The organism is Nocardia sp. NPDC057272, from assembly GCF_042668615.1.
In the GTDB taxonomy this organism is placed as follows: Bacteria; Actinomycetota; Actinomycetes; order Mycobacteriales; family Mycobacteriaceae; genus Nocardia.
In genome coordinates this window covers 1-12,765 of the sequence record NZ_JBHUYK010000045.1, presented here as the reverse complement: position 1 = coordinate 12,765, position 12,765 = coordinate 1, and the positions used below count along the sequence as shown (strand labels likewise).

Sequence of the window (12,765 nt, the reverse complement as noted above, 5' to 3'; positions counted from 1 at the left end):
TGGCATCAAATGCGCGGCTGTGCTCGCACCGCCAGCGTGCCATGTTCGCGCGTCACGACCAACCTGTGGTCCCTCGAGCCGCCCGCCACCGCCACCCCGCCCTGGCCATGCCAATTACCCACCAGCTCGTCGATCGCCTGTAAATGGGCGTTCATGAGCCCGGTCACGCCCGCATCCGCGAGCCAGGCGCGCACCGCCCTGCGACGCAACGGGGGCGGAGCAGTGGCCAGGATCTCGATCGACAGCGTGGGTCGATCAGTGTCGTCGCGGCCACTGGAGCCGGACCGATCATCGAGATCGGGACGGCGCGCCACGGCGACATCGGGAAGCGCGCCCGCGCGGTGCGAACGCGCATTCCGCAGCAACTCGGCCGCGTACACATCGAGCACCGCGCCGTCCTCACGCAACTGGTCAGCCGTGCGGACGAGCGCCTGCGCGACCCCACCGCCGAGCACATCCTCGAGCAGCGGCAGTACTTCGTCGCGCACCCGCACGCGGGTGTACCTGAGGTCGGCGTTGTGCGGATCGTCCCATGGTGCGATCCCCAGATCAGTGCACATCCGCACCGTCTGAGCCCGCCGCACACCGAGCAACGGCCGCCCCCACGGCGCATTCCACGCCACCATTCCCTGAATGGACCGCCCGCCCGATCCACGCGCCAGCCCGAGCAGCACCGTCTCGGCCTGGTCATCGAGCGTGTGTCCGAGCAACACCGGCCGCCCGTCCCGTACCGACTCCAACGCCGCGTAGCGAGCCACCCGAGCCGCCGCTTCCACACCCCCCGCACGCCCGACCTCGACGGGCACGACCATCGCCCCCGCACACCCGAGCCCCATCGCTTGCTCGACCGCTCGATCGGCCACCGCCCCCGACCCCTCCTGCAACCGATGGTCGACCACCACCGCGGTCACCTCACCTGCCTCGACAACGGCGGCGGCCACCAAGGCCAGCGAATCCGCCCCGCCGGACAACCCCACAACCACCGGTCCCCGCCCACCATGCGCGGCCACCCACTCGCGCACACCCCGCCGCACCGCGAGCACCGCCGCTGTCTCCGGCAGGCGCATCGGACGAGGCGACGTCATCGGCCACACCGAACGATCGCCGCTCGATCATCGGACGGCAGCCGCGAACCACGAGCAGGCTGCGCGGCCCTGCTCGGCGGTCGACCGTCCGCGTAAGTCACGTGTGCAGGTTACCGAGACCTACCCCAGCACCCGGCGAATCCACCGTTCCGGATCGTCGACCTCGTCCAGCAACGGCAGCGTGTCGGCGTTCGTCCACACCGTGTTGAATTCCGCGACCCCCACCCGCTCGACCACCGCGTCCACGAACTTCTTGCCCCGTACGTACTGCGCGACCTTCGCGTCCACGCCGAGCAGAGCCCGCAGCAGCCGCTGGATGGGATTGGACGGCTTCTGGCGACGTCGATCGAACGCGGCCCTGATATCGGCGACGGTCGGCACCACAGCGGGCCCGGCGGCATCCATCACGTGATCGGCATGCCCTTCGAGCAGCGTGCCGAGCATCAACAGCCGATCCAGTGCCTCGCGCTGCGGCGGCGCCTGAGCCGCACGCAACAGCCCCACCACCCCTCGACTGTTCGGATCGTCGGTGTTGTCGCCGTTGCGCCGCGACCGCACCTCACCGAGTAATCGGGTGAGCATCTCGCTCATCGGTTCCTCGCCGACCTCGCTCAAGATGTCCACGTTGGTGCGCATGTACCCGGCCAGCCAGGGCGCCGACGAGAACTGCACCCGGTGTGTCACCTCGTGCAGGCACACCCAGAGCCGGAAGTCGCTCGGGTCGACGCCGAGCGCACGTTCGACGCCGAGGATATTGGGCGCGACCAGCAGCAAGGTGCCGTCCTCGCCGGTGAACGGGTCGTACTGCCCGAGAATCGCGGTCGACAAGAACGCCAGCATCGTCCCCGCCTGGACACCCGCGGGTTTCCCGACGAACTTGCCCCCGTCGGCGGATTCGGTGCCGGTGAGCACCGCCATCGAATCGGCCGCCGCGGAGATCCACCCCGGCCGGTCGACGATCCGCGCCTCGGGAACCGGCCGGTCGTCGAGCAGCCCACTGACCTCACGCACCGGCAGTTCGGCCAGTATCGAGGCAGATGCCAGCTCGGCGACGACCTGTTCGGCCGTCTGCCGGGACGCGCGCGGCCCGGAGGGAGCGAGTACCGCCCCGGTTCGCGCGGCCAGCCGCCAGTCCACCGCTCCGCTGAACCCGGAACTCTTGCGCTCGGTCTTGTCGGTCATAGTCACCCGTTCTCTACGAGCATCCGCAGTTGCGCAGGGCACCCGCCACCGCGTCGAGCGCCGGCCTGCTCTGCTCCGGCAATCGGTCGTTCGACATGAGTGCGAAGGTGAGTACCCGCCCGTCGCGGTCGAGTACATATCCGACCAACGCGCTGGCCACGCTCAGAGTTCCGGTCTTGGCGCGCACCCACCCCGCACCCTGCCGGTTCTGCGTGACGAAGCGCGGCGCCAGTGTGCCGGTGCCGCCCGCGACGGGCAGGTAGTCCAGCATCGGCGCGAGAGCCGCTGCGCGCGGGTCGTTTTCGGGCCTGGCCTGTGTTCCGGTCGGCACCAATGCCGCGTTGCCGGTCGGTTTCGCCGCGGTCGCGATGATCGAATCGAGCAGCTTCGGGGTCACCCGGTCGTCGACGGAGAGCCCACTGTTGTCGGCCAGATGCAGTCCGGCGATATCGAATCCGGCCGTCGACAGGGCGGCCGTGGTAGCCGCGACCGCGCCGGCGAAGGAGGCGGGCTGACCCGACGCCACCGCCAGCTCGCGTCCGATGGTCTCGGCCAGCACATTGTCGGAGTGAATCATCATGTCGTGCAGGCGAACCCGCAGCGGGGCCGATTCGACCTTCGCGATCTGAGCGCCGGTCTGCGCGGCCGGTCCCACTCGCACCGCGGCGGGATCGATACCCAGCTCGGCGGCCAGCGCCCGCCCGGCGTCCAGCGCGGGGTTCGCGGTGCGCGGGGAATAGTCGGCCGAGGGGTCGAACCGGCCACCGTCGAGCATGATCGGCTCGATCGGGGCGATCGAGCCTTCCGGAATGTCGATCGGGTCCCAGCCCGAGGCCATGGTCGGCCCCGAGTAGGCGGACGTGTCGACCACGATCGCGTTCGCCTGGCGGCCGGCGGCCCGCACCTGCGCGGCCAGATCCGCGATCCGGGCACCGTCGGTGTAGTACCCGCCCGCTGCCCGTGTGGTGAGCGTCGGATCCCCGCCCGCCACCAGCACCAGCTCGCCGGGCGCGCCGGCGAGCACCTCGGTGGTCACCCGCTGATCATCGGGCAAGGTCAGCAAGGCGGCCGCGACCAGCATGATCTTGGCCGTCGACGACGGGATCATCGCCTTGGCCGGCTCCTGACTCCACAGCACCGTCCCGCTGCCCGGATCGGTCACCTGACCGGCGAACGCACCGAGATCAGGATTGCCGACCACCGCGGCGAGCGCCGCGGCGATGCCCGCCACCGTCGGCGCGGGCGCGTCCGATCGGGCCGGGGCCACCTCGGGAAACACCTGACCCGTGTCCGGCGGAGGCGCCACGGTGAGTCCGCCGTGCCGGAATTCCGGCGTCCACGGCTGCGCGATCGCCGCGAAACCGCCCGCGATCACCAATAGCGCGACGACCACTGCCGAAAACCAGATCCAGCGGGACCTCCGGCGCCCCTGCACCGGTGATCCCGGATTGCCGCCTGTATCGACCACGACAGTGTCTCCCTCAACGCCGACCGACACGCCTCGACTGCGCGACTACAGCCGCCTGCCGCACCGGTGTACCAGCACACCACACTATCCTCGTTGCGCAACGGTTCCCCAGAACGATCTGGCGATTCGGCACAGACCAGCACTCGAACGAGCAAGGAGATGGCGTGGAGTTCGACGTCACCATCGAGATTCCCAAGGGTTCTCGGAACAAGTACGAGGTCGATCACGAGAGCGGTCGGGTCAAGCTCGACCGGTACCTGTACACCTCCATGGGCTACCCGGCCGACTACGGCTTCATCGAGAACACCCTCGGCGAGGACGGCGACCCGCTCGACGCGCTGGTGCTGCTGCCCGAGTCGGTGTTCCCCGGCGTGATCGTCGAGGCCCGCCCGGTGGGCGTGTACCGCATGACCGACGAGGCCGGTGGCGACGACAAGGTGCTGTGTGTCCCCGCGGGCGACCCGCGCTGGGATCACATCCAGGACCTGGGCGACGTCTCGGAGTTCGAACTGTCGGCGATCAAGCACTTCTTCGAGCGCTACAAGGATCTCGAGCCGGGCAAGTACGTCGAGGGTTCCGAGTGGCTCGGCCGCGCCGAAGCCGAGAAGATCATCGACGAGTCCTTCACTCGGCTGAAGGAAGCCGGCCACTGAGCCGATAGAACTACGAGAAACGGGAAGTCCGAAGAGTTTTCGGACTTCCCGTTTTTTCGTGTCAGTACCAGATGTAGAGATCCCAGCCGTCCCAGCTCTCCGTGCACTCCCAGTAATACCCGCCGGTGTACGGATCTTCCCCGGCCGCGCGGCACTGATAGAGCTCGTAGTAGGTGCCGTAATACGTTCCGTACGGTGCGGCGGCGGCACTGCCCACACCGACCGCCGACACCCCGGCGACGGTCGCGACGGCCAGCAGAGCGGCGGCGATGGTGGATTTGATGCGCATAGTGTTTCTCCTGACGCGTACAACTTCGACTTCTCGAAGTTATTGCGGCGCAGCGGTTTGAACAGCCAACCCTAGGGGTAAGTTCGCTCTCCCCTTGGTCACTTCACCTACCCCACCCCAGGTTGGTAGCGCAGGCACCACCTTCGATTCGGGTGCGCGCGGCATGGGCACGGCGCCCGCTCGTTCCTAGGCTCGAATCATGCAGCTCAACACCACTTTTTCGAGCAAGTCACTGCGTGCCTTCGCGGCCGGGACCGGCTTGCTCGCACTACTCACCGTCACCGCGTGCGGCCCCGAGAACAGCGCCACGGCGGCGCAACCGGATCGGCCGGAGATCCGGCAGGCGCTCGAATCGGTGGTGCAGGCGGGATTCCCCGGCGCCCAGGCCGTGATCACCACGGCGGCCGGCGAGCGGACGGTCACGGCGGGGGTCGGTGATATCGAGACGGGCGCACCGATTCCCGATGGGGCGTACGTCCGAATCGGCAGCAACACCAAAAGTTTCGTCGCGACCGTGGTCATGCAGTTGGTCGCCGAGGGCAAGGTCGAACTCGACGGTCCTGTCGAGCGGTACCTACCGGGCGTCGTGCAGGGCAGTGGCAACGACGGCAACCGCATCACCGTGCGCCAACTGCTCCAGCACACCAGCGGCCTACCGGACTATCTGGCCGGCGGCGATCCGAGCCTGCGCGCAGCCCCCGGCACGCAGCAGATCGCACCCGACCCTGAAGTCATCCGCCTGCGCCACTTTTCGCCCAGTGAGCTGGTCCGCATCGCGATGACGATGCCGCCGCGGCACGAACCCGGCGCCCGCTCGGTCTACACCAACACCAACTACATCCTGCTCGGCATGCTGATCGAGCAGGTCACCGGCCGCCCCGCCGCCACCGAGATCACCACCAGGATCATCGAGCCACTCGGCTTGCGCGACACCTACTTTCCCGCACCCGGCGACATCGGCTTGCGTACACCGCACCCGCGCGGCTACCAGCAAATCGACGGTGCCCGTGTCGCTTTCACCGACTTCGATCCCTCTTGGGGCGATACCGCGGGTGCGATGATCGCCACCGGCTCGGATCTGAACCGCTTCTTCCTCGCGCTGCTGGACGGCAAGTTGCTGCCCGCCGCGCAGCTGGAACAGATGCGGCAGACCGTGCAGTTCGACCGAATGCCCTCGGCCGGTTACGGATTGGGCTTGGTCGTGCAGACCACCTCGTGTGGCAAGAAGACCGTCGCCCACGGTGGCAGCATCCCCGGTTTCGATACCCGCACCGGGGTCACTGCCGACGGCGTCGCGATAACCATCACCGTGAACGAGCTGCCGAACAGCAAAGACCAGGCAGAGGTTGTCGAGCGGGCCTTCGACACCGTGGTCTGCGCCTCATGAAACGCGCGATCCTGGCCGTCGCGGTCTCCGCCATGGCCGCCGGATTATTCACCGCTACGCCGGCATCGGCCGATGTCGACCCGCTCGATCGCTTCCGGCATCAGACGCTGACCTGGCAGTCCTGCGATGATCCGCGTCTCGATCCGGCGGGCGCCCAGTGCGCGCAGGTGACCGTGCCGGTGGATTACTCGGCGCCACAGGCGGAAACGATGACCGTGGCCATCTCGCGGCTGCCCGCTACGGACCCGGCGAGACGTCGCGGCGTGCTGCTGTCGAATCCGGGAGGCCCCGGCGCTCCCGGCCTCGACTTCATGATCGACGTGCGCGAGGCGATGAGCTCCGACGTCCGTGATCGCTACGACCTGATCGGCATGGATCCGCGCGGCATCGGCCGCTCCACCCCGGTGAACTGCCGCTGGCAGCACGGATTCGGGCTGGAGTCCGCCGGTCTCGACGGCGTCGGTTTCGCCGAAAGCGTCACCCAGCAAGCCGAACTCGCCGCGCTGTGCGCGACGAACGAGGGACCTCGGCTGCACCACATCACCACACGCAACACCGCCCGCGATATGGACGTCATCCGTGCCGCCCTCGGCGAGGAACGAATCAGCTACTTCGGCACCTCCTACGGCACCTACCTCGGCGCGGTCTTCGCCCAGCTGTTCCCCGAACGCAGCGACCGGTTCGTCCTCGACAGTGCCGTCGACCCCGAGCACTACGGATCGGTCGGGATGATCCGCGCCATGGGCCCGGTCAACGAGGCGGCGTTCGACCGATGGGCCGATTGGGTGGCCGCCCACGACGGTGAGTTCCGTTTCGGCGCGGACCGTTCCGCGGTCAGGTCGACCGTGCAGACCATGGTCCGCCGCGCGAACGACCGGCCGATCCGGATCGGCGAGTTCACCGTCGACGAACACAGCCTGCCGATGGTGCTCTACCGCGGGCTCGACGACCCACGCAACTATCCGCTGCTGGCCCGCCAGATCCGCCAGCTCGCCGACGCCGCCGACGGCATCGAGGTGCGGCCCGAACCCGAGCTGGCCGCCTCGCTCGCCTTCATGCTCACCGCGCGGCCACGCGACTACTCACCCGCGTTGGCCGTCCTGTGCGGCGATGTGGAAGTTCCGCGCGATCCGGCCTGGTACTGGCGCAATATCGAGGCGAGTCGCGCAGATCAACCGCTGTTCGGCGCGTTCGCGAACAACATCCCGCCGTGCGCGTTCTGGGCGTCGCCCCCGGTCGAGCAACCGACCGTGATCGGCCATGCGCTGCCGAGCCTGATCGTCCAATCCACCGGCGACACCCGCACCACCCACGCGGGCGCGCAGGTGATGCACCGGGCGCTGACCGGGTCACGCCTGGTGACCCTGGAAAACGTTGCGGTGCACTGGATCTACGGTAACTACCCGAACACCTGCGTCGACACGACCGTCAATGCCTATCTCCGCGACGGCACGCTGCCCGACACCGACCGGGTCTGTCAGGACGATCCGGGGCGCGAGTTCAGGTAGGCCAGTACGGCGAGCACCCGGCGGTGGCCCGATTCGTCGGCGGCGAGGCCGAGTTTGGCGAAGATGCTGCGAATGTGTTTGAGCACAGCGCCTTCGGTGACGACCAGGCGTGCCGCGATGGCGGAGTTGTCCTGCCCTTCGGCCATCAGTGCGAGCACTTCGCGTTCGCGGGCGGTCAGTGTGGACAGCGGATCGTCGACCTTGCGGCGCACCAGCAGTTGTGCGATCACTTCCGGGTCCATCGCGGTGCCACCGGCGGCGACGCGGTGCAGGGACTCGAGGAACCGGTCGACCTTGCCGACCCGTTCCTTGAGCAGGTACCCGACGCCACCGCCACCGTCACCGAGTAGTTCGGAGGCGTAACTGTCCTCCACATAGGACGACAGCACGAGCACCGGCAGCCCGGGGTGGACCGTCCTGGCACGTACCGCGGCGCGCAGGCCGTCGTCGGTGAAGGTAGGCGGGAGCCGCACATCCACCACCACTGCGTCCGGGCGGTCGGCGGTGACGACGGCGAGGAAGTCGTCGGCATTGTCGACGGCGGCGACCACGTCGATCCCGGCCGTCTTCAACAGCAGGACGAGGCCTTCCCGCAGGAGGGCGTCGTCCTCGGCGATCACGACCCGCACGGCAACTCCACCCGCACCACAGTAGGCCCACCGGCGGGGCTGCTCAGCGTCATCTGCCCGTCGAGCGCCTCGGCCCTGCGCCGGATGCCGGCCAGACCACCCCCGTCGGTCGCGCTCGCTCCGCCCACACCGTCGTCGCGGATCTCGACGGTGAGCAGATCGGGCGGCCCACCCAGTTCGATCGACAGCGTGTCGGCACCGGAGTGTTTGGTCGCGTTGGTGACGGCCTCGGCGATGACGAAATAGGCGGCGGCCTCCACCGCCATCGGCCGCCGGGTGATGCCGTTCGATTCGAGCACGCACGGGATCGGACTGCGCGCGGCCAGCGCGGAAACGGCGCTGTTCAGACCCCGATCCGAGAGCACCGGCGGGTAGACGCTGCGCACCACATCGCGCAGTTCGGCCAAGGCCGCCGAAGCCGTGTCCTGCGCTGTCCGCACCATCCGATCGGCGGCGTCGGGATCACGGCCGCGCAATTGCTCGGCCAGTCCGAGTTGCATGATCACCGCCGCGATTCTGGCCTGGGCGCCATCGTGCAGATCGCGTTCGATGCGGCGCAGTTCGGCACCGTGCGCGTCCAGCGCGGCGGCCCTGGTCACGGTCAGCTCGGCGACCCGATCGGCCAGCACGGCGTTCTCATCCGGCGCGAGCAACGCCCCTGCCACCCTGGCCTGCGCGTTCGCCGCCTCGGGCGCGCGCAGTGCGAGGGCGCCGTAGACGATGCCCACCACCACGCTCACCACGGCGGCGGTCCACGAATCGACGATGATGCCGCCGCTGGACACAGTGCCGTCGGCCCGCGCACTCCAATAACTCGCGACAGCGAGATGCTGCACCGCGCTCAGTGGCAGTGCCACCGCCAGCGCGGCCAGCGGCAATCCGATGATCGCGTGCAGCACCAGCCAGGCGAGATCACGCCGATTCGCCGGATCGGCGGCCAGCGTCGCGAGCTGATGACGCAGGTCGCCGGTCAACGGCCGGTAGGCGGACACGATCGGCGTGCCGAGCAACCTGCCCGCCCTGCGCCGCTCGAGCCCCAGCAGCGGCCGGATCAATTTGACCGCCTCCGGCAGCGCGGGAATCCCGATCCCGATCAGGCTCGCGGCCGCCACGATCGCCAGCGCGACCACCGCGAACAGCGACACCACCCCGGTCAGCCCGCCCACCAGCAGATAGCCGACAGCGGCGGGCAGACGACGTAACCGCCGCACCGCACCGCCGCTGCCGAATCGACTCACCTGATGATCATGCCGGGGGCGCTCCGGCTCGGTCTCGACCACCCTTGTCTTCGTCGCGCGGGTCCCCGGCTGACGCGGCGGACTGCGCGGCGGTGTCGACCAGCGCACCCACCCCTTCGGCGGCCTTGGCATCGCCGTCTGCCTGGATTCCACCCGACATCCGCAGCGGAACTTCCTTCCAGAACAGCACCAGCAGCAGGGCGATCAACGCCACCGCGGAGGCGACCAGGAACACCGTCGACATCGAGTCGGCGAAGCCGACCTGGAAGGGCTTGGCGAGGTCGGGGTCGAGCTGCTGGATGATCGAGCTGTCCTGGAGCACCTTGCCCGCGGCCGACGTGTCGTGCGCCAGCAGGCCCTTGGCCAGCGCGGCATCCGCCGGGTTGGTGCTCTGCGCGCCCTCGATCACGGCCTGCTGGTAGGCGGGGTCCGCCGCTGACTGCTGCAATTCGGTGGTGATGTTCGGGGTGAGCAGCGAGAACAGGATCGACAGGAACACCGCGGCGCCGAGGGTGCCGCCGATCTGGCGGAAGAACGTCGCCGATGCGGTCGAGACGCCCATGTCCTTGGGCGGCAGCGCGTTCTGCAAGGCCAGGGTCAGCGGCTGCATGAGGTTGCCGAGGCCGAAGCCGGTGGCCGCCATGAACAGCATCGCCAGCCACAGCGGGCTGTCGGCGTCGAGCAGGTGCAGCAGGAACAACCCGAGCGTCAGCATGATCGCGCCGATCACCGGGAATGCCCGGTAGCGGCCGGTTTTCGAGATCAGCCGACCCGAGAGGATCGAACCGGTCATCAGCCCGAGCACCATCGGCAGCATCTGCAGACCTGCCTCGGTCGGCCCGGCGCCACGCACCACCTGCAGGTACTGCGGCAGCAGCAGCATGCCGCCGAACATCGCCGCACCGACGACGAACGAGATCACCACGCCGAGCGCGAAAGTCACATTGTCGAAGATCCGCAGCGGAATCAACGCCGCGTCACCCATGAACTTCTCGACCACGACGAAGCCGGCCAGCCCGATCGCGCCGATCGCGTAACAGATCACCGAAGAGGTACTGCTCCAGCCCCATTCGCGACCCTGTTCGGCCACGATCAGCAGCGGAACCAATCCGACCGCGAGCACGACCGCACCCGCGAAGTCGATGCGGTGGGTGGCGTGCGGCTTGCGCGGCAGGTGCAGCACCCGGGTCACCACCACCAGGGCGAGCAGCCCCAGCGGCACGTTCACCAGGAACACCCAGCGCCAGCCGGTGATGCCGAGAATGGTGTCCTGCCCCGCCAGCAGCCCGCCGAGGACGGGCCCGAGCACACTCGAAATACCGAATACCGCGAGGAAATAGCCCTGGTAGCGGGCGCGTTCACGGGGTCCGATGATGTCGCCCATGATGGCCAGCGCCAACGACATGAGTCCGCCCGCGCCCAGACCCTGGAACGCGCGGAACGCGGCCAGCTGATACATCGACGTGGCCAGCGTGCACAGCAGCGAACCGACGATGAACAGACCGATCGCGGCCAGGAAGAACGGCTTGCGGCCGAACATGTCCGAGAGCTTGCCGTAGAGCGGGGTGCTGATCGTCGCGGTGATCAGGTAGGCGGTGGTGGCCCATGCCTGCAGCGAGTAGCCGTCGAGGTCATCGGCGATGGTGCGGATGGAGGTCGACACGATCGTCTGATCGAGTGAGGCCAGCAGCATGCCGAGCATCAGCCCGGACAGGATGGTCAGGATCTGGCGATGGGTGAAGCCGGCCGGTGATTCCACCGGGGCCGCGGTTGTCGTCACGAAACGTTCTCCGTAGTGCTCAGTGCGGGCGGCTGGGTCAGCAGGACCGGGCGGGCCTCGTCGTAGTCCTCGACGAACCGCGTCAGCAGCCCGGCGAAGAGCGCGCGATCGTCGGCGGACCAGTTCTCGGTGATGATGGCGATGGAATTGCGGCGCCGCGCCCGGATCCGGTCGGCGGTCTCGCGCCCGTAGTCGGTGACCTCGAGTACGGTGGCTCGCCCGTCGTCCGGGTCGGCGGCGCGCACCACCAGGCCACGCTCCACCAGCTGCGCGACCTGCCTGCTCACCGTCGACGCGTCCGAATGCACCGCCTCGGCGAGGGCGCCCGAGCGCATCGGCCCGTCACACACCAGCCGGAACAGCACCATGAACCCCGCCGGGTCGATCCCCGAGCGGTCCTTGATCTGGGCCATCGACCGGTCGCGCAGCCGGTGCAGTCGTACGAGCTGGATCGCGATCTCGTCGATCGCGGGCTCACTCTCACTCACACTTTTACCTTTACTTGCATCAATCAATTAGTTGTGTGATGCAAGTATGTAGGCAGAACGGTCACCGGGGCAACCGTTTGAACTGCCTTTACTCGCCCTTGAACTCCGGCGCGCGCTTCTGGAACACCGCCGCGATGGCCTCGGGGAGATCCTTCGACGGCAGGAACGCCGCGTTCCACGTCGACACGTAACGCAGGCCCTCGGCCACCGCCGGGCTGGTCCGCTGCTCGAGCACGTCCTTGATGCCCTGCACCACCAGCGGCGGGTTGCCCGCGATCTCGCGCGCCATCGCGTGCGCGGCGGCCAGCACGGCCTCCTGATCGGCGAACACCTCGTTCACCAGACCCATCCGCTCGGCGCGGGCCGCGTCGATGTCCTTGGCGGTGAACGCCAGCTCCCGCAGATTGCCCTCGCCGATGATGCCGGGCAGGCGCTGCAGCGAACCGATGTCGGCGACGATCGCCACCTTCGCCTCACGCAGGCTGAACTTGGCATCCGCGCTGGCCAGACGAATGTCGGCAGCGGCGATCAGGTCGAGACCACCGCCGATGCACCACCCGGACACCGCCGCGATCACCGGTTTGGTGCACTCGGCCAGCGCCGTCACCGAGGCCTGCATCCGGCGGACCTCCTTGAGGAACTCCGTGCGCGGTCCCGCCTTCGCGTCGTCGGCCAGCACCGGAGCCAGCGTGCCCGCGGTCGCGGCCAGGTCGAGACCGAACGAGAAGTGCTTGCCCGACCCGGTCACCACCACCGCCCGCACCTGCGGATCCGCGTCGAGCTCGGCGAAGACCTCCGGCAGCTCGCGCCAGAAGTCGGGTCCCATCGAATTACCCTTACCCGGCCCGATCAACGTGACCTGGGCAACGTTGTCGGCGATCTCGACGGTAAAGGCCTTCCATTCACTCATGCCCCGATTATTGCCACCACGCCAACATGCCGCCCACTCAGCCCCGACCCCCGACCCCTAGGGAGGGGCCGGACGCGCAGCGGCCGGGTTCGCGGCCGTCCCGTCGATCAGGTGCCGTTGCGTAGGCGACGAAGGAGCAAGCAACGGC

The 12,765-nt window shown here is 68.5% G+C and carries 12 protein-coding genes; 3 read left to right on the top strand and 9 right to left on the bottom strand.

Annotated features, from left to right (window positions below; genetic code table 11):
• Positions 1–5: 5 nt before the first annotated feature.
• The 3 genes from tilS to ACFULV_RS33610 form a co-directional block, all read right to left on the bottom strand.
• The gene (gene tilS, locus ACFULV_RS33620; RefSeq protein ID WP_378663942.1) at positions 6–1,067 is read right to left on the bottom strand and encodes a tRNA lysidine(34) synthetase TilS; all 1,062 of its coding nucleotides are present in this window, start codon (positions 1,065–1,067) and stop codon (positions 6–8) included.
• A 138-nt stretch (positions 1,068–1,205) separates the two neighbouring features.
• Positions 1,206–2,267 carry a zinc-dependent metalloprotease gene (locus tag ACFULV_RS33615; protein WP_378631496.1) on the bottom strand — a complete coding sequence of 354 codons (1,062 nt, stop codon included), beginning with the start codon at positions 2,265–2,267 and terminating at the stop codon, positions 1,206–1,208.
• Between the two features lie 13 nt (positions 2,268–2,280).
• Positions 2,281–3,735, bottom strand: a complete 1,455-nt coding sequence (locus ACFULV_RS33610) for a D-alanyl-D-alanine carboxypeptidase/D-alanyl-D-alanine-endopeptidase (RefSeq protein ID WP_378663910.1) — start codon at positions 3,733–3,735, stop codon at positions 2,281–2,283.
• 164 nt (positions 3,736–3,899) lie between these two features.
• On the opposite strand from ACFULV_RS33610, the gene ACFULV_RS33605 reads away from it, so the two are divergent.
• On the top strand, positions 3,900–4,388 hold the full coding sequence (locus ACFULV_RS33605) for an inorganic diphosphatase (protein ID WP_378631493.1): 489 nt from the start codon (positions 3,900–3,902) through the stop codon (positions 4,386–4,388).
• A gap of 61 nt (positions 4,389–4,449) precedes the next feature.
• On the opposite strand, the gene ACFULV_RS33600 is transcribed toward ACFULV_RS33605, so the two are convergent.
• Positions 4,450–4,677: a hypothetical protein gene (locus ACFULV_RS33600; protein ID WP_378663907.1), complete on the bottom strand. Its 228-nt coding sequence runs from the start codon at positions 4,675–4,677 to the stop codon at positions 4,450–4,452.
• Positions 4,678–4,876: 199 nt separating this feature from the next.
• Between ACFULV_RS33600 and ACFULV_RS33595 the strand changes: the two genes are divergently transcribed.
• Together ACFULV_RS33595 and ACFULV_RS33590 are read left to right on the top strand one after the other, a co-directional pair.
• The gene (locus ACFULV_RS33595; RefSeq protein WP_378663905.1) at positions 4,877–6,064 is read left to right on the top strand and encodes a serine hydrolase domain-containing protein; all 1,188 of its coding nucleotides are present in this window, start codon (positions 4,877–4,879) and stop codon (positions 6,062–6,064) included.
• Positions 6,061–7,572, top strand: a complete 1,512-nt coding sequence (locus tag ACFULV_RS33590) for an alpha/beta hydrolase (RefSeq protein ID WP_378663903.1) — start codon at positions 6,061–6,063, stop codon at positions 7,570–7,572. Before ACFULV_RS33595 ends, ACFULV_RS33590 begins: the two co-directional genes overlap by 4 nt.
• Here ACFULV_RS33590 and ACFULV_RS33585 read toward each other — a convergent pair.
• From ACFULV_RS33585 to ACFULV_RS33565, 5 genes are all read right to left on the bottom strand, one after another.
• Positions 7,542–8,201, bottom strand: coding sequence for a response regulator transcription factor (locus ACFULV_RS33585; protein ID WP_378663900.1), 660 nt, complete (start codon positions 8,199–8,201; stop codon positions 7,542–7,544). The genes ACFULV_RS33590 and ACFULV_RS33585 overlap by 31 nt on opposite strands.
• Positions 8,189–9,439, bottom strand: a complete 1,251-nt coding sequence (locus ACFULV_RS33580) for a sensor histidine kinase (RefSeq protein ID WP_378663898.1) — start codon at positions 9,437–9,439, stop codon at positions 8,189–8,191. Before ACFULV_RS33580 ends, ACFULV_RS33585 begins: the two co-directional genes overlap by 13 nt.
• 7 nt (positions 9,440–9,446) lie before the next feature.
• Entirely contained in the window at positions 9,447–11,219 is a 1,773-nt protein-coding gene (locus ACFULV_RS33575) for an MDR family MFS transporter (protein WP_378663895.1), read from the bottom strand.
• A complete protein-coding gene (locus ACFULV_RS33570; protein WP_378631482.1) occupies positions 11,216–11,707 on the bottom strand; it encodes a MarR family winged helix-turn-helix transcriptional regulator in 492 nt (163 codons plus the stop codon). The genes ACFULV_RS33575 and ACFULV_RS33570 overlap by 4 nt, the downstream gene beginning before the upstream one ends.
• A gap of 88 nt (positions 11,708–11,795) precedes the next feature.
• Positions 11,796–12,617: a crotonase/enoyl-CoA hydratase family protein gene (locus tag ACFULV_RS33565; RefSeq protein WP_378663892.1), complete on the bottom strand. Its 822-nt coding sequence runs from the start codon at positions 12,615–12,617 to the stop codon at positions 11,796–11,798.
• Positions 12,618–12,765: the final 148 nt, after the last annotated feature.

What these genes read in the sequence shown, in the direction of transcription:
- tilS (WP_378663942.1), bottom strand. Translation starts at nt 1,067, where the DNA reads ATGCGCCTGCCGGAGACAGCGGCGGTGCTCGCGGTGCGGCGGGGTGTG.
- ACFULV_RS33615 (WP_378631496.1), bottom strand. Translation starts at nt 2,267, where the DNA reads ATGACCGACAAGACCGAGCGCAAGAGTTCCGGGTTCAGCGGAGCGGTG.
- ACFULV_RS33600 (WP_378663907.1), bottom strand. Translation starts at nt 4,677, where the DNA reads ATGCGCATCAAATCCACCATCGCCGCCGCTCTGCTGGCCGTCGCGACC.
- ACFULV_RS33595 (WP_378663905.1), top strand. Translation starts at nt 4,877, where the DNA reads ATGCAGCTCAACACCACTTTTTCGAGCAAGTCACTGCGTGCCTTCGCG.
- ACFULV_RS33590 (WP_378663903.1), top strand. Translation starts at nt 6,061, where the DNA reads ATGAAACGCGCGATCCTGGCCGTCGCGGTCTCCGCCATGGCCGCCGGA.
- ACFULV_RS33565 (WP_378663892.1), bottom strand. Translation starts at nt 12,617, where the DNA reads ATGAGTGAATGGAAGGCCTTTACCGTCGAGATCGCCGACAACGTTGCC.